15 protein-coding genes are annotated in these 17843 nt (G+C 33.8%); 11 read left to right on the top strand and 4 right to left on the bottom strand.

Going from position 1 to position 17843, the window contains the following annotated elements:
• Positions 1–163 precede the first annotated feature (163 nt).
• Entirely contained in the window at positions 164–724 is a 561-nt protein-coding gene (locus EZJ43_RS16040; protein WP_133263735.1) for a fasciclin domain-containing protein, read from the top strand.
• Between the two features lie 187 nt (positions 725–911).
• On the opposite strand, the gene EZJ43_RS16035 is transcribed toward EZJ43_RS16040, so the two are convergent.
• A complete protein-coding gene (locus tag EZJ43_RS16035) occupies positions 912–1535 on the bottom strand; it encodes a tetratricopeptide repeat protein (protein WP_133263734.1) in 624 nt (207 codons plus the stop codon).
• A gap of 308 nt (positions 1536–1843) precedes the next feature.
• Between EZJ43_RS16035 and lon the strand changes: the two genes are divergently transcribed.
• Entirely contained in the window at positions 1844–4315 is a 2472-nt protein-coding gene (lon, locus tag EZJ43_RS16030) for an endopeptidase La (RefSeq protein WP_133263733.1), read from the top strand.
• Between the two features lie 86 nt (positions 4316–4401).
• Complete coding sequence (locus EZJ43_RS16025; protein WP_133263732.1) at positions 4402–5346, top strand: lipid A deacylase LpxR family protein; 945 nt, start codon at positions 4402–4404, stop codon at positions 5344–5346.
• A gap of 100 nt (positions 5347–5446) precedes the next feature.
• Here EZJ43_RS16025 and arfB read toward each other — a convergent pair whose 3' ends face one another.
• Complete coding sequence (gene arfB / locus EZJ43_RS16020; RefSeq protein ID WP_133263731.1) at positions 5447–5866, bottom strand: alternative ribosome rescue aminoacyl-tRNA hydrolase ArfB; 420 nt, start codon at positions 5864–5866, stop codon at positions 5447–5449.
• Positions 5867–6001: 135 nt separating this feature from the next.
• Between arfB and cmk the strand changes: the two genes are divergently transcribed.
• From cmk to rpsA, 6 genes are all read left to right on the top strand, one after another.
• Positions 6002–6694 (top strand): (d)CMP kinase, encoded by a 693-nt coding sequence (cmk, locus tag EZJ43_RS16015; protein WP_133263730.1) that lies wholly within the window; start codon positions 6002–6004, stop codon positions 6692–6694.
• Positions 6681–8198 carry a TPM domain-containing protein gene (locus tag EZJ43_RS16010; protein ID WP_133263729.1) on the top strand — a complete coding sequence of 506 codons (1518 nt, stop codon included), beginning with the start codon at positions 6681–6683 and terminating at the stop codon, positions 8196–8198. The genes cmk and EZJ43_RS16010 overlap by 14 nt, the downstream gene beginning before the upstream one ends.
• A 199-nt stretch (positions 8199–8397) precedes the next feature.
• Positions 8398–9114, top strand: a complete 717-nt coding sequence (locus EZJ43_RS16005) for an SH3 domain-containing protein (RefSeq protein ID WP_133263728.1) — start codon at positions 8398–8400, stop codon at positions 9112–9114.
• A 59-nt stretch (positions 9115–9173) separates the two neighbouring features.
• Complete coding sequence (locus EZJ43_RS17250) at positions 9174–9335, top strand: hypothetical protein (protein ID WP_165953195.1); 162 nt, start codon at positions 9174–9176, stop codon at positions 9333–9335.
• Between the two features lie 301 nt (positions 9336–9636).
• Positions 9637–9921, top strand: a complete 285-nt coding sequence (locus EZJ43_RS16000) for a hypothetical protein (RefSeq protein WP_133263727.1) — start codon at positions 9637–9639, stop codon at positions 9919–9921.
• A gap of 395 nt (positions 9922–10316) precedes the next feature.
• Complete coding sequence (gene rpsA / locus EZJ43_RS15995; protein ID WP_133263726.1) at positions 10317–12251, top strand: 30S ribosomal protein S1; 1935 nt, start codon at positions 10317–10319, stop codon at positions 12249–12251.
• A 423-nt stretch (positions 12252–12674) separates the two neighbouring features.
• Here the strand turns inward: rpsA and EZJ43_RS15990 are convergent, their stop codons facing one another.
• A complete protein-coding gene (locus EZJ43_RS15990) occupies positions 12675–13817 on the bottom strand; it encodes an aldose epimerase family protein (RefSeq protein ID WP_133263725.1) in 1143 nt (380 codons plus the stop codon).
• Positions 13818–13967: 150 nt separating this feature from the next.
• Between EZJ43_RS15990 and EZJ43_RS15985 the strand changes: the two genes are divergently transcribed.
• Positions 13968–14636 carry an HAD family hydrolase gene (locus tag EZJ43_RS15985; protein ID WP_133263724.1) on the top strand — a complete coding sequence of 223 codons (669 nt, stop codon included), beginning with the start codon at positions 13968–13970 and terminating at the stop codon, positions 14634–14636.
• 1 nt (position 14637) lies between these two features.
• A complete protein-coding gene (locus tag EZJ43_RS15980) occupies positions 14638–15339 on the top strand; it encodes an NUDIX hydrolase (RefSeq protein WP_133263723.1) in 702 nt (233 codons plus the stop codon).
• A gap of 1635 nt (positions 15340–16974) precedes the next feature.
• On the opposite strand, the gene EZJ43_RS15975 is transcribed toward EZJ43_RS15980, so the two are convergent.
• Complete coding sequence (locus EZJ43_RS15975; protein ID WP_133263722.1) at positions 16975–17832, bottom strand: OmpA/MotB family protein; 858 nt, start codon at positions 17830–17832, stop codon at positions 16975–16977.
• Between the last annotated feature and the right edge of the window lie 11 nt (positions 17833–17843).

Raw genomic sequence — 17843 nt, 5'->3', positions numbered from 1 at the left:
TTTTTTCAAAATATCAAACATTCGATACTTCTCAGCCTTTTTTTGATACAGTTGCGATAGGAAATAAATTGAAGTACAATTGACCTATACTCATAAAATCTATGACTGTAGTCATAAATTGTAGCGTGACTTTCATATTACTTTTATGTAAACAAAATGAATTATGAAAAAGCTATACTTTTTATTACTAGTAAGTACATTTTACTTGTCATCGTGTAACTCCAATACCGAAAACCAAGAAAATAAAACAGCTGTAGAGCAAGATCCAAATCTGCCTACGGGTCAGTCGGGCGTTAAGGATGAAGTTTCCAACCCGAACGTTGTGCAGGTTGCAATGGCAAGTAAAGATCATACAACTTTAGTGGCAGCCGTTAAAGCTGCTGGTTTAGTTGATGCACTTAGCAATGCAGGACCATTTACGGTTTTTGCACCCACAAATGCAGCGTTTGATAAATTACCTAAAGGAACCGTTGACGGGCTTTTAAAAGCAGACAAAAAAGCCGATTTAAAAAACATTTTAGAATACCACACTTATGTTGGTGTTTTAAAAACCGAGTATATGACGGATGGCGAGGAATTTGAACAAGTAAACGGTCAAAAAATAAAAATTACTAAAAAAGGCGATAAGTTTTTTGTAAACGGAACTGCAGAAATTTTGGCAAGTGTACCAACATCAAATGGAATTATTCATGTATTGAACGAGGTATTAATGCCTCCACATTAAAAAATGGTATTTGCTAACCTGCGCTCTAAATCATCTATTAAAGGGCTTAGCAAAAATAATTACCTAATTAATTAACGCTGTATCATTTAAAACTTCAAACACAAAAGGCCGACTAATATCGGCCTTTTGTGTTTTTTTTTTACCAACTAGCGAGAGAAAACTTAATGGTAATCTATAAAAATAACAGTTATTTTAAGCTCACTACCTGAGCTTTCACATAAGCAATTAAATCAATTATATCTTTTCTTAATGGCTGTAAGGTCAATATTTTTTGGAAATCGGCAACTGAGTTATTCAAAATTGAGATGCAAATAACTTTATCTGCACTTTTCTTTATTTTGTAGGATTTGAATATTCCATAATCTTTATAAGCGATTGCCCTATTTTGCAACATTTGTACATTTTCATCACCGCCAATTTCTATGGCCTTGGTAAAATCTTTAATGGACGAAGCATAAAAAATTTCGCGCATTTGGTTTAACGATTCTTTAGGATCATTTGCAATGTTGAGCCTTGCTTTGCCACGATAATAATAGGCAGAAACTTCATTTGGTTTTACCGCAATCAACTTACTATAACTAGCAATAGAGTTTTCGAAATCGCCATTTTGAAAATATGAGTAACCCAACATCTGCAATACATTAGGGTTATTCGGTTCCTTTACATCTGCTTTTTCTAAATTTACAACAGCAACTTTAAAATCTCTCTTCAACATAGCCTGCATGCCTTTATCGTAATAGTTTTGCGAAAATGCGGCACTGCTTGTTGAAACGATGACCAAGCACAAAATAGTCTGTTTAAAATAATTCATGTTAATGAGGTAAATTTATAGAAATTTGAAACACATCTAAAGTGCCTAAAAAAACTTTCTGCAATATAATTCTATTCTGATAATTTATAATACTTTTAATCATTCTCTTTAAAAAAATGATGACTAAACAATACCTTAACGAAAAAATAATTAGAATATGATAGGGATTGATTTTTTATGTTCTGCCTTTTTAACATATCAACTAATATAAACGGAGTTTGGCACAAGAGTTGAAATTAGGAGCATATCAATTAAATTAATAACATTACATTCGACAAATCTGCCAGTTTGTCGTTACAACCAGTAGAATGAGTAAACAAGATATTTTTGATTTTAACAATGCTATGCCAATTATAAACGAGGATACTGAATTTTTCCCCTTAATGTCTCAACAAGATGAGGAAGAAATGAACAATGAAGAAACACCTGAAACATTGGCTATTCTTCCCTTGCGAAATACTGTTTTATTTCCAGGCGTAGTAATTCCGATTACGGTTGGTAGAGATAAATCTATTAAACTAATTAAAGAAGCGTATAAAGGCAGTAAAATAATAGGTGTTGTTTCTCAAAAAGATGTTTCTATCGAAGATCCCACTTTTGATCAATTAAATAAAGTAGGTACCGTTGCACACATCATTAAGTTGCTTCAAATGCCTGATGGAAATACCACTGTTATTATACAAGGTAAACAACGCTTTAGTTTATTAAGCGAAGTGCAATCTGAACCTTATATACAAGCAACTGTTAAAAAATTTGAAGAACAAAAACATAAAACCGATAAAGAATTTAAAACTTTAATCGCTTCGATTAGAGAAATGTCATCACAGATTATTCAACTTTCGCCGAGTATTCCGAGTGAAGCGAGTATTGCTTTAAAAAATATTGAGAGCACCTCATTTTTGATCAATTTTATTTCATCAAATATGAATGCCGAAATGGCCGATAAGCAGAAAATCCTAGAAATGGGAAAACTGCAAGAACGCGCACAAAAAGTAATGGAGCTTTTGATGGTAGAATTGCAGATGTTGGAATTGAGAAATCAAATTCAATCTAAAGTTCGCACTGATTTGGATAAGCAACAACGTGATTATTTCTTAAATCAGCAGTTAAAAACCATTCAGGAGGAACTTGGTGGAAACTCTGCCGATTTAGAATTTGATGCCCTGCAAGAGCGCGCAAAAAAGAAAAAATGGTCTAAAGAGGTTTTTGCTCATTTTGATAAAGAATTAGATAAACTTGGGCGAATGAATCCGGCAGCGCCAGATTATTCTGTTCAGTTAAATTATTTAGAACTTTTGTTGGATTTGCCTTGGAGCGAGTTTACAAAAGATAATTTCGACTTAAAGAGAGCGCAACGTATTTTAGATAAAGATCATTTTGGTTTAGAGAAAGTTAAACAGCGCATTATCGAATATCTTGCTGTGCTTAAATTAAAGCGCGATATGAAAGCGCCGATTTTATGTTTAGTTGGTCCTCCGGGAGTTGGTAAAACATCTTTAGGTAAATCAATTGCCAAAGCTTTAGGCCGTAAATATGTGCGTATGGCTTTGGGCGGTATCCGCGATGAAGCAGAAATTCGTGGACATAGAAAAACCTATATCGGTGCAATGCCTGGGCGCATCATATCTTCTCTTAAAAAAGCTGGTGCAGATAATCCAGTTTTTGTACTAGATGAAATTGATAAGGTAGGTACCGATCATAGAGGCGATCCTTCATCAGCTTTGCTAGAAGTTTTAGACCCAGAGCAGAACAATGCATTTTACGACCATTATGTGGAGATGGACTACAACCTATCTAATGTGTTATTTATAGCAACTGCTAACTCATTAAATACAATCCAACCTGCTTTGTTAGATCGTATGGAGATTATTGAGGTAAATGGATATACCATCGAAGAAAAAATCGAGATTGCCAAGAAGTTCCTTTTACCAAAGCAAAAAGAAAATCATGGTTTAAAAATTAAAGACATTAATTTAAAGCCAGCTTTAATAGAAAAGGTTATTGAAGATTATACCAGAGAATCTGGTGTGCGTGGTTTAGAGAAAAAAGTGGGTTCGCTTGTACGTGGCGTGGCAACTAAAATTGCAATGGAAGAGCCTTATGAGCCTACTTTAACGCAAACGGATATCGAGCGTATTTTAGGCGCGCCAATTTACGATAAGGATTTATACGAAGGCAATGAAGTTGCTGGAGTGGTAACCGGTTTGGCGTGGACAAGCGTTGGCGGTGATATTTTATTTATCGAATCGAGTTTAAGTCCGGGTAAGGGAAAGTTAACCTTAACTGGCAATTTGGGCGATGTGATGAAAGAATCGGCGGTAATTGCATTGGCGTATTTGCGCGCGCATGCAGCTGAATTTGGCATTGATTATACATTATTCGACAATTGGGATGTACATGTTCACGTGCCGGCTGGTGCAACACCAAAAGATGGCCCATCTGCGGGTGTAACCATGTTAACGGCTTTAACTTCGGCATTTACACAACGTAAAGTTAAACAACATTTAGCCATGACGGGCGAAATTACTTTGCGCGGTAAAGTACTTCCAGTTGGTGGAATTAAAGAGAAAATTTTAGCTGCTAAACGGGCAAATATTAAAGAAATTATTCTTTGTAAGAGCAATAGAAAGGATATTTTGGAGATTAAAGAAAGTTATATTAAAGATTTAACTTTCCACTATGTTACCGAAATGAGCGAAGTAATAGATTTGGCTTTAACTAAAAATAAAGTAAAAAAACCTTTAGATTTAACCATTACGAAGGCAGCAATTGTAAATTAAATTATAAATATTTTGGATGAGGTAACAAAAATCCAATAACAATAAATACTTTTATAGTCCCGATCATACATCGGGACTATTTTTTTATGAAACCTATTTTATTTACAGCTTTTTTATTTCTAATCTGTTTTACAGGTTTTGCGCAGTCTTTTAAAAACGAATTTGGTTTTAAAACTGAAAATGATGCGTACTTGGCAACCTTAAACGATAGATATTACACCAATGGGCTTTTCATTTACTTCCGCAGGGCAATAAATCCAAATAAATTATCAGTTAACATTGAAAAGAAAACTTATGAGGTTTCTGTAGGACAAAAAATATTTACGCCTTATTGGGGTCAAGTGCCAAAGAAAGAAGATCAAGACCGTCCTTTCGCCGGTTATTTATATGCTGGTGGTGCTTATTCTGTATTTTTCAAAAATGAAAGTGTTCTAAAAACGAGTGTAGAACTTGGAACCGTTGGTCCAAACTCCCTGGCTAAAAAAGCACAAGTATTTTTACACAAAACCGTTGGCTTTTACACACCCGCAGGTTGGGATTATCAAATTACAAATGAGTTAGCCTTAAACTTAGCTGCAAACTACAGCAAACTTTTATACCGTACAACAGATAATGCGATAGACTTTAGCGGACAAGGTTATGCAAATTTGGGTACTACGTTTTCTGGCGCTGGTACATCCGTATTAATTCGGGCAGGTAGATTGAACCAACTGTTCAACAGTGCTTATCACAATGCGGTAATTGGAGAAGCTAAAACCAAAAAACTTAACAACTCTGAATTATTTTTTTACGTTAAACCACAACTTAATTTTGTGGCTTATGATGCAACCATACAAGGCAGTTTGTTCAACAACGATAGTCCGGTTACTTTTGGCGTTAAACCGATTGTTTTCGAACAGCAATTTGGCATAAATTATAGTTCTAATAGATTTACCATAGATTTTAATATTATTTTCAAAACCAAAGAAGTTAAAAGTGTTGCCGAAGCGCAAAATTATGGCGGACTAAGTTTGTACTATAGATTCCACTAAAACCCCTCCGCCCCTAAAAGGGTTACTCTACCCTCCAAAAATAATATTTTTACCATGCCTTTCAACTCCCCTTTAGGGGTTGGAACTTAAGCTTTGGGTTTTATTCGCCATTCAACTGGTTAGGGGGTTTCCTGGTTTTTTTACGGTTAGAAATCACCAATTTAGTTTTCAACCGCTTCTCTATTACACTTTTTGGAATTTTTGTTGGCTTTCTTTTCTTCTCCACATGAAGCGACCTTTTAAGTAAAGCGATTAATTTAGCAACTGTTTTTTCTTTGTTTAGCAACTGGCTCCTATCTTCTTGAGAAACAATATGCAATAATCCTTCGCCATCTAAACGGTTTTCTAATTTTGATGTTAAAAGTAATTTCTCATCATCAGTAAAAAACTCAACGGTAGCTAAGTTGAAAATTAACTCTACTTTGCTCGATACCTTATTTACGTTTTGCCCGCCTTTCCCTCCACTTCTAGAAGTTTTGAAGGTAACAGTTTTTAAAATTTCTTCGCGCGTAGGTATCATTTTTGTAAATTAGAAACACAAATTTAGTAAAAGCATGATTGTTTACTAAATATAAAGACAAGCAAATATTTTAATTTATCGCTTAAACATAAAATTATTAGCAAGTCAATTTCAAATTTTTACCTTTGTTAAGGTATGAAGAAAAATTTAGTTGTAGCGATAGATGGCTACTCATCTTGTGGAAAAAGCACGCTTGCCAAAGCATTAGCTAAAAAGTTAGGTTTCATATATGTTGACAGTGGTGCAATGTACCGTGCCGTTACACTTTATTTTTTACGCAATAAAATTGATGTTAATGACGACGCAAAAGTTACGGATGCGCTACAACACATTGAATTAAATTTCCACTCCCGCGATTATGAATCACATATCACATTAAATGGCGATGAAGTATCTGATGAAATTAGGCTAATGCCAGTTTCTGAAAACGTTAGTGAAGTCTCAGCTCATAAAATTGTGCGCCACGAAATGGTTAAACAGCAACAACGAATGGGCAAATCGAAAAACATTGTAATGGATGGTAGAGATATTGGTACAACTGTTTTCCCTAATGCGCCATTAAAGTTTTTTATGACTGCCGATCCAAAAATTAGGGCCGAAAGAAGGTTTAAAGAATTAGAAAGTAAAGGAAATAATGAAGTTAGCTTAGAAGATGTTTTTGAGAACCTGGCTCATCGCGATTTTGCCGATACGACACGAAAAGAAAGTCCGCTAGTGCGAGCAGAAGATGCAATAATTTTAGACAATACCAATTTAACACAGGATGAGCAGTTGGCTTTTGCAATTGAAAAAGTTAGTCCCTTTTTAAATTTAAATGAAGGTGTATAAACCAATCATATCGAATCTATTTAAAATAACAAGTATTTTATTTTTTTTATTGTGCTTTAATTCAAACGCCTTTTCTCAAAAATATTACAAAGTTGAAGATATTCCCAACCCTAAAAGTGCGGGTCAAAATTATTTTGTAAGCAACCCAGATGGCATTTTAACAAACGTTGAATTTTTAGATAGTGCGCTCGTTAATTTAGAAAAAGAAACAAAAGTAGAGTTTGCAATTGTTGTTGTTAAAAATTTTGAAGAGAATGCGGATGATTTTGAATTTGCTTTAGATTTATTCAAGCATTGGGGAATAGGAAAAAAAGGTGCAAATAATGGATTGCTGCTATTCATAAGCACGGATAGAAGAAAATATAGATTCATTACTGGGGATGGTGTTGAAGGCTTGCTGCCGGATGTTGTATTAAAACAAACTGGCGAAATTTTGTTGGTCCCTGCTTTTAAACAGCAAGATTATAATGCAGGAACTGAAGCTGTAGTGCAGCAAATTTCTGAATTATTAACAAATCCTCGAAATAGAGCGGAAATTCAAAGTTTAATTGCAGTTGAAAGAAAGAAAAGTTTCGATTGGAGTCTTGCAGGATTATCATCTTTAGCAATCATTTATCTAACATTCGTTTTATTCAAATTCTTTACTAAGCAAACAAAAAAACGTCAGCTTGTAAATCAACAAAAACCCAGCAAGTTTGATGCGGTTTATGTAACAGGCTGTGTAGGGGTAGTCTTTGCCATAGTTTCACTCGTCATCGTTACAATGATTAGTAGCTCTCTTGGTCTTTTACAAAAGCTCAGCTTAACTGATTTACCAATCATAATTTACCTGCTATGTATGATTGCTTTACTGGTTAGGTACAATATTTTTGTATCCTATTTAAAAAGACAGCATTTTGATGATAAAAATGCGTTCGACGACCTTAACAATTTTCACAAAAAGTACTGGTGGCTTATCGTCTTCTCTCCCCTATTGTTAATACCAATAATTATTCATTTTCGAAAACGAAAAGATTTAGACGAAAGGTTTAATGCTCCATTGGATTCATCAAAAAAAGAAATGATTAGGTTGGATAGAGACGTAAATATTGAAGGCCAACCATTTTTAAGTAAAAGCCAACGCAACGAGGAGGTTTTAAAGGTTTTTGATTACGATATTTGGCAGAGCACAGATGGAAAGGAAAAACTGATTAAAGCCTGGCCAGCTGAAGACTTTGATAATTTTGATGAATGCCCTAAATGTAAAGCAAAAACCTTTAGCAAACCGAAAACAGAAGTTACGGAACAACCAACTTACAGTTCTACAGGCAAAGGTAGGGTGACTAAAGAATGTGCAAACTGCAAATACGAAGAATTTATTGAAATAATTAGCTTAGCTATGCTTGTACGATCAACTTCTAGCGGAAGTTCGTCGGGGAGCAGTTCTTCTTCTTCGTCCTCTTCTAGTAGCGGGAGCTTCGGCGGTGGTAGCAGTAGTGGCGGTGGCGCCGGAGGAAGTTGGTAACCAAGGTAGAATATTTTAAAACCCACAATTATACAATTGCTTTTGGTTGATGCGACTTTAACTTTTAGAAATTTAAATCCATTCATTTCAATTCCTTTACAGGCATTTTAAAAGTTATGCCTACTTTTGCTACATCTTAAAGATACCATTTTAATAAATATTGCCGCCTAGGTTACACCGAAGCATTTAATCTACTACCATGAACAAAATATTTTTCTTATTCATCATCCTATTTGCTTTATCAATTCAGTTACATGCACAAGATATGTACAAAGTTAAAGCCGACAAGTTACGGGTAAGAGAAACGAACGATCCAAAAAGTAAGATTATTGGTTTTTTGCCACAAAATGAGAACGTAGCCGTTTTAGATACAACCAATGCTAAGTTTTATAAAATTAAAGTAACCAACGGACAAGGCTGGGTGAGTAAAGAGTTTTTAGAAAAAATTGCTTCCGCTAAAAAACCTGAGGTGAAAGCAGCGGTAGCTCTTGAAATTCCAAAAACGGCAAAAAGTTATTCGGATTTGATCTTTTTTATCGTTGTAGCGCTGATTATGGGGTTTATACTTTATTTCATTTTTAAATATTCTAAACAAAACAAAATCCTAATCGGCTTAACCACCATCATAGTTTTAATTGTAATTTACTTTTGTTTTGTAACGTTTGTTAAAGAAAAAGTAATTACCGGTGTTTATGTAAACGATGTAGAGGCGCAGTACAAATCTTTTGATTTTAAGAGTAAAGATTCTGTTGAAGTAAAAGATATTTACACAGATTCTACTTTTACCACAAAATATACCATTGATGGTGATATGATTAAAATGTACGACCAACAAAACACGATCTTGTTGTTGATTAGGAACGAAAATACCTTGGTTGGCGAAGGTTTTACGAAAGGAAATTTTTCGAAAAAGTAGGTTTTTGGTTTTCCTTTATGGAATTTAATACGCTACCGAATCATTGTTAAAACTTAACCATGAAAATTACCACAATAATTATTACCATTCTATCTATTTTTGTAATAAATACCTGCAAGGCATGCATGTGTTCTTCTCTTAAAACGATTACTTTTCAATACCAACAAGCAGATTTTGTTGCAACAGTAAAAATTATAAAAAACTACAAAAATTCCCAATAATAACGAATATTACAAAGCTGATGTAGAAATTATAAATCTATATAAAGGGAAAAAAGTAAAAAGTATTTATGTACTAGGCAGTAATGGTGGTATTGGTTATAATTCTTGTGGCACATTTATTAGTGAAGGAGAAACTAGATTAATTTTTGGATCAATTAATAAAGACCTTACTATTTCTACTTATATATGTACTTCGTATCACAAACCTTCAGAACCTTACTACAAACGTGATAATATTGATGAAAAATTAATTCTTCTCAAACATAATGCTAAAAATACAACGATTAATTTCCGTACTGAAATGGCAATATATCCTTATGATTTTAAATTTATTTACAATCCAGACTCGGCCAGTTACTATAGTTTAATAAAGGTAGTTGTTAAAAAAGATGGTTTTGTAAAAGATATTAAGTCAATTACAGGTGATAGCAAAGCTTTAAAGAAAGTTTATAACGATTATTTTGTAAATATTTTCAATTGGAAAAGTAGATTACCTAAAATTAACCCAAACAATAAAATTGAAGATATAACTTTATTTTTCGAAATTATGCCTTATACCAGTATTAAAAAAAACCTCAAACGGTAAACCTTTTGTTTGCACTTCAATTCGTTCCTAAACCTGATTGAGCGGAATAGCCCACAGCGGAGTGCAACGAAGCGAGGACTATAAGCGAAAGCGGGGCTGATGTTCCCGAAGAACCACCGAACGCCCATTTTCGAAATATTATTGTATTGCTCTTAAAAGAACACCCTCGCCTTAAAAGGCACCCCTCTAAAAAAGGGGAATTACACAACGCATATTTTAACAAGGTATTCTTTGTTCCTTCATCTTTACTCTTGTCGGCAACTAGTCTTGATTCTAAATACTTAATACTATCTTCCTAAAAATCAGAAACATTAAAAGAAAAAATTCTTTTCTTTTATAAATATAATTTCTACCTTTGCAGTCCCTAAATAGGGAAAAAAGGAGATAATTAATTAATGGCTAAAAAACAAGTAGCAGAAAAAGAATTAGCAGCTAAAACAGCTGAACTTCAGGGAGAAGGCGGACGCCTGACTGAAAAAGAAACTATCGAATCAGAAGCAGATTCAGTTTCGATCGAATCGATCAAATCATCATTGTTAACACCAACCGAAGATTTCGATTGGGATGCAGATGAAAAAGTTTTCGGTAATTACAATGATTCAGACCGTAAAAAGTTTGAAGATATGTATGCTGGAACATTCAACCAGATCACTAAAGGTGAAATTATTAGCGGTATTGTTGTTTCAATTAACAACAAGGATGTAGTATTAAACGTTGGTTTTAAATCAGACGGTTTAGTTTCTACTTCAGAATTCCGTGATACACCAGATCTAAAAATTGGAGATTCAGTTGACGTATTCGTAGAAGCACCAGAAGATGCTAACGGACAATTGATTCTTTCTCGCAAAAGAGCAAAAACCCAAAGATCATGGGAAGCTATTAACGAGGCGCTTGAAAATGATAGAATCATCAATGGTTTCGTTAAGAGCCGTACTAAAGGTGGTTTAATTGTTGACATTATGGGCGTTGAGGCTTTCTTACCAGGATCTCAAATTGATATTAAACCTATCCGCGATTACGATATTTACGTGGGTAAAACAATGGAATTTAAAGTTGTTAAAATTAACCATGAGTTTAAAAACGTAGTAGTTTCTCATAAAGTGTTAATTGAAGACGATTTAGAAAGCCAAAAAGTAGAAATTGTTTCTAAATTAGAAAAAGGACAAGTATTAGAAGGTACTGTTAAAAATATTACTGATTTCGGTGTGTTCATCGATTTAGGTGGTGTTGATGGTTTACTTCACATTACTGATATTTCTTGGGGCCGCATAGAGCATCCAAAAGAAGTATTATCATTAGATGAAAAAATCAACGTGGTTGTTTTAGATTTCGATGATGAGAAAAAACGTATCGCTTTAGGCTTAAAACAATTAACTCCACACCCTTGGGAGAATTTAGATACTACATTAGCTGTTGGATCTAAAGTAAAAGGAAAAATTGTAACTGTTGCAGATTACGGTGCTTTCTTAGAAATTATACCAGGTGTTGAAGGTTTAATCCACGTTTCTGAAATGAGCTGGTCGCAAAACTTAAGAAATCCACAAGAATTCTTAAAAGTTGGTGATGAGATCGAAGCTGAAGTTTTAACTTTAGATAGAGACGAACGCAAAATGAGCTTAGGTATTAAGCAATTATCAAACGATCCTTGGCAAGAAGTTGCTGCTAAATTCCCAGTGGGAAGTAAGCACACGGCTACAGTTAAAAACATGACTAACTTCGGTGTGTTTGTTGAAATTGAAGAAGGAATTGATGGTTTAATCCACATCTCTGATTTATCTTGGTCTAAAAAAGTAAACCACCCTAACGAATTCACTAAAGTTGGTGATGTGTTAGACGTTGTTGTTTTAGAACTTGATGTTGATAACCGTAAGTTAAGCTTAGGTCACAAACAATTGGAAGAAAACCCTTGGGATACTTTCGAAACTATCTTTACTTTAGATTCGATTCACCAAGGTACTGTTGTTAAAGTAACTGATAAAGGTGCTGTTATTGCTTTGCCTTATGGTGTAGAAGGTTTCGTACCAACTAAACACATGGTTAAAGAAGATGGTGGTTCGGTTAAAGCTGAAGAAACTAACGACTTCAAAATCATTGAATTTAATAAAGAAGCAAAACGCATTGTAGTATCTCACGCCCGTATTTGGGAAGAGGTTAAAGCTGAAGTGCTTGCAGAAGAACGCGCTACTAAGAAAAAAGAAGCAAAAGCATCTGTTACTGCAGTGAAAAAAGTTAAAGATTCTGTAGAGAAATCTACTTTAGGAGACTTAGACGTATTGGCTCAATTGAAATCGCAATTAGAAGGCGAAGAAAGCAAAGCTAAAAAAGGATAATTCTTTTTAACTGATAAATTTTAAAAGCTCTCGATGAAAATCGGGAGCTTTTTTTGTTAGGATGAACCACAGAGCACACGGAGGTTTGCACCGAGTAAATGGAGAAGAAGATTAAACCACAAAGACACGAAGAAACACTCCATTTTAAGATTCCCGCATGCGTGAGAAGGAGGTTTTTTTGTAATTGAATCAGTAGCACTAATCGTGAAGTAAATTAAGAAGATAGTCATTCCCAACTTGGTTGGGAATCTTAATACATTAAAATACCTGACGCTTTAAGATTTCCACTTGCGTGAATAGGATGACAACGTTCTAGAAAAACTTATTACTTGAAGTAAAATCTTAATAAACAAAAAATGCCGAGCAATATGCTCGGCATTTTATATTTTAAACTTTGTACTTTAAACTTTTTTCTCCGCTCGTTTATTTCGAAAACTTATAAGTAGTACTTGTTTTGTAGGTTTCGCCTGGTTTTAATTCTGTCGAGGCAAAATTTGGATGATTTGGGGCATCTGGGAAATGTTGTGTTTCTAAGCAAAAGGCCGAACGATGAGGATAAGCTTTCCCTCCTTTTCCATCTTTATCTTTCCCATCTAAAAAGTTTCCACAATAAAACTGTAAACCAGGTTGATCGGTATAAATATCCATTTTAATACCTGTTACAGGGCTCATTATTGAAGCTACGATTGTTTTATCATCATGCTTGTTCAATGCGAAATTATGATCGTAACCAATTCCGAATTTTAATTGCTCGTCTTTTTGGCCAATATCTTTACCAATTGCTTTTGCAGTATTAAAATCGAATGGTGTACCTTTTACGGCCATTAGCTTACCAGTCGGAATTAAAGTACTATCTACCGGTGTGATGGAATCCGCAGCGATCATTAATTCATGATCTAAAATCGTTTTACTTCCTTCGCCACTTAAGTTAAAGTAAGTGTGATTGGTTAGATTGATGATTGTATTTTTATCCGTTGTTGCAGTATAATCAATCTTTAAAGCATTATCATCAGTAAGGGTATAAACCACTTTTACATCTAATTTACCTGGATAGCCAGCTTCGCCATCTTTTGATGAATAGGTCAACTCTAATTTATGACCATCTTGCTTTGCATCCCAAACTTGTTTAAAAAAGCCATCGTCTCCACCGTGTAATGTATTTGGACCATTGTTTAACTGCAATTGATAAGCTTTTCCATCTAATGTAAATTGCCCTTTGCCAATTCTATTGCCATAACGACCAATAATTGCCCCGAAAAATGGCTCACCCTTTTTAAGGTAAGTACCCACACTATCATAACCCAAGGCAACATCTACGAGTTTGTTATCCTTATCAGGCATTAAAATGGAAACTACTCTGCCGCCTAAATTTGTGATAGCAACCGAAGCCCCAGATTTGTTTGTTAAATGATAAAGCTTAACACTTTTGCCATCGATCGTAGTGGTAAATTTTGCCGAATCTAAAGTTGCAAATTCTTTGACTGTTTTATTTCCTCCAGATGCGCATGAGGATAGGCCTATTGCTAAACAGGCTGCATAAAATAAAACTTTAATATTTTTTTTCATGTGGTTATTGTTTTTTATTTTTTGTTATTTGAAGTTTATGCTAAAGTATGAAAAAATAATTAGCGTTTTTGTAACGTTATATATTATTATTGAAATTTAGGAAATTTGAATCATGATGCTCAAAAAAAATCGTTTAATTTGCCAATAGATATGCAACACGAAAAATTTTCTCCAAAAGCCTTTTTATTTGATCTTAATGGCACAATGATAAACGATATGGATTATCATAACCATGCCTGGCACGATATTTTAACAAATACGCTGGGCGCCGATATTTCTTTTGCTGAAGTAAAAAAGGAAATGTATGGAAAAAACCAAGAGCTTTTAGATCGAGTTTTCGGAAAAAACCATTTTTCTAACGCACATGCTGAAGAAATTTCTATGCAAAAAGAATTGAGCTACCAACAAGCATACGGTCCGCATTTATCGCTTATTTCTGGATTAGATAAATTTTTAGCTAAAGCATCGTCGCATCAAATAAAAATGGCGATTGGTTCTGCTGCGATTCCTTTTAATATTGATTTCGTTTTGGATGGATTACAAATTAGAAATTATTTTGAGGCAATAGTAAGCGCAGCTGATGTAATAATAAGCAAACCCGACCCGGAAACATTTTTAAAAGGCGCCGAAATTTTAGGTATTGAACCCAAAGATTGTTTAGTTTTTGAAGATGCGCCAAAAGGTGTTGAGGCCGCGTTAAATGCCGGGATGAAGTGTGTTGTACTTACCACGATGCATACAGCTGATGAATTTAATTACCCTAATATTATCGCTTTTATTAGTGATTATAATGACGATAGTTTAAAGCAGTTGTTTTAGTATGGTAAAATACAGTACTGAGAAACCTATATTAGTTGCCGTTGATTGCATTGTTTTTGGTTACGACGGTGAAGATGTTAAGCTATTACTTATTAAGAGGGCAATAAAACCTTTGAAAGATCAATGGAGCTTAATGGGTGGTTTTATTGGGCACAATGAAGATTTAGATGATGCCGCACAACGCATTTTACTGCAACTAACTGGCTTGAAAAATGTTTACTTGGAACAACTCCATACTTTTGGCAAGCCTGATCGAGATCCTGTTGAAAGAACGATTTCAGTTACCTATTTTTCGCTGATAGATATTAACAAATACAGTAAGCAAATTAACGATATATATCATGCAGAATGGTTTAAACTAAGCGAAACGCCTACGCTTATATTTGATCATGGCATGATGGTAAAAACTGCAATGGAAAAAATCCGTTATCAAGCTGCTTTACACCCAATTCTTTTTGAATTGTTACCCAAAAAATTTACCATTCCGCAGTTGCAAAATTTATATGAGCAAGTTTATGATATGCCCATCGACAATAGAAATTTTATTAGAAAAATTACAGCCAGCGGTTTATTGATTAAACAAGAAGAAAAAGATAAATCTTCATCAAAAAGAGGCGCATTTTATTTTAAACTGGATAAACACAAACATAAAGCACAATTTAAATCTTTCCTAAATTTTGTGGGTAAGCGAACGCCAGGGTAATTATTGATTCTCAAAATTCCATTTTTTTGGCAAGGCGATACGATGGTGTTAATTACAGGGAAAACATTTTTAAATTTCCTCGTTTTAAATAGGTCGTTGAATTTTTGGCTAAAGCCTATTTCGTATTCGATATAGTCCCTTGGCTGAAGCCAAGGGCTATGAATTCTTGTTGAAAATATTTCTGGCTTCAGCCAAAATGTTTTAAAGCATTTGCATTATGTAAATTAGAAAGAAGTCAAGTTTTTAAAACTTGACTTCTTTGATATGCACTTGACAAGACCAACTCTATAATATACAATAAAGCGCCGGTTTCGGGCAATTAAGCGATTAAAATCTGGCGTATTTAACCTAAAAAGAAGTCAAGTTTTTAAAACTTGACTTCTTTAATAAACTCTTAATAAAACCACGGCTATAAAATTAAAAAAGGCTTCGTCGCAAGCAATAAAGTGCTAAAAACTTAATCTATTTAACCAAAAAAGAAGTCAAGTTTTTAAAACTTGACTTCTTAAATAAACTCTTGGTAAAATCACGGCTATAAAATTAAAAAAGGACTCGTCGCAAGCAAAAAAACTTAAAACCTAATCTATTTAACCCGAAAAGAAGTCAAGTTTTAAAAACTTGACTTCTTACATAAACTCCTGATAAAACCACGTGTATAAAACAAAAAGAGCTTCTTCGCATGCAACATAGTGCTAAAAACCTAATCTATTTAACCTAAAAAGAAGTCAAGTTTTTAAAACTTGACTTCTTTGATAAAATCCTAATAAAACCACGTTTATAAAACAAAAAAAGCTTCTTCGCATGCAACATAGTGCTAAAAACCTAATCTAGTTAACCCTAAAAAGAAGTCAAGTTTTTAAAACTTGACTTCTTTAATAAACTCTTGATAAAACCACATTTATAAAACAAAAAAGGCCTCGTCGCAAGCAAAAAACCTAAAAACCTAATCTATTTAACCCTAAAAAGAAGTCAAGTTTTTAAAACTTGACTTCTTTGATAAAATCCTAATAAAACCACATTTATAAAACAAAAAAAGGCCTCGTCGCAAGCAACATAGTGCTAAAAACCTAATCTATTTAACCTAAAAAGAAGTCAAGTTTTTAAAACTTGACTTCTTTAATAAACTCTTGATAAAACCACATTTATAAAACAAAAAAGGCCTCGTCGCAAGCAAAAAAACTTAAAACCTAATCTATGTAACCCTAAAAAGAAATCAAGTTTTTAAAACTTGACTTCTTTAATAAACTCTTGATAAAACCACATTTATAAAACAAAGAAAGCCTCGTCGCAAGCAGTAAAGTGCTAAAAACCTAATCTATTTAACCCTAAAAAGAAGTCAAGTTTTAAAAACTTGACTTCTTTAATAAAATCCTAATAAAACCACGTTTATAAAACAAAAAAGGCCTCGTCGCATGCAACATAGCGCTAAAAACCTAATCTATTTAACCCAAAAAGAAGTCAAGTTTTTAAAACTTGACTTCTTTGATATGCACTTGACAAGACGAACTCCATAATATACAATAAAGCGCCGGTTTCGGGAAATTAAGCGATTAAAATCTGGTTTATTTAACCTAAAAAGAAGTCAAGTTTTAAAAACTTGACTTCTTTGATATGCTTAATATTGTGAACAACAAATTATTTATTTTCTGGTGCTTTACCAATTAAATCCATAAACTGATCTAATTTCGGCGTGATAATAATTTGTGTACGTCTGTTTTTAACTTTACCTGCTTCGGTGTCGTTTCCTGCAATTGGGTTAAATTCCCCTCTTCCACCAGCGGTTAATCGTTTAGGATCAACTTTGTAAATATTTTGTAAAGCCTGAACTACCGATGAAGCTCTTAAAGCGCTCAAATCCCAGTTGTTTCTAATATTTGGCTGACTAATTGGCACATTATCTGTATTTCCTTCAATTAACACATCATAATCTTTATAATCTGTTATAATTTTTGCGATTTTACTCAACGTTTCTCCAGATTTATCTGATATTTCATAACTGCCAGATTTATATAACATATTATCTGACAATGAAATATAAACTACACCTTTAAGTACTTGTACATCAACATCTTTCATTTCAGACTGACTTAAAGACCTGGTTAAGTTATTAGTTAACACCATATTAAGCGAATCGCTTTTATTTTTTGCGTTAACCAACTGCTTAATGTATTTATTCGAACTATTAATTTCATCAACCAATTTCGAAATGTTAACATTACCCTGACTACTAGAGTTTAAACATTTATTCAACGCATCCTGTAAAGAAAGTACATTTACTTTTTCTGACGCAATTTGCTCTTCTAAACTCCGCACTCTTGTTGTTGCGCCGGTAAGTGCTTGCTGACTGGTTTGATATTTCAGATCCAAATCTTGATTTTTAGCTTGCAGTTGTGCATAACTTGATTGGAGTTCGGTAAATTTCTTATTGCTAATACAACCTTGTGATAAAGTTGCCACAATGAAAACTGCTGGTAGGGCTAAGTATAATTTCATAAGTTTTAAAA

This window comes from Pedobacter changchengzhani, from assembly GCF_004354365.1.
In the GTDB taxonomy this organism is placed as follows: Bacteria; Bacteroidota; Bacteroidia; order Sphingobacteriales; family Sphingobacteriaceae; genus Pedobacter; species Pedobacter changchengzhani.
The sequence above is the reverse complement of the archived record's forward strand: the minus strand, read 5'-3'. Positions and strand labels throughout refer to the sequence as shown.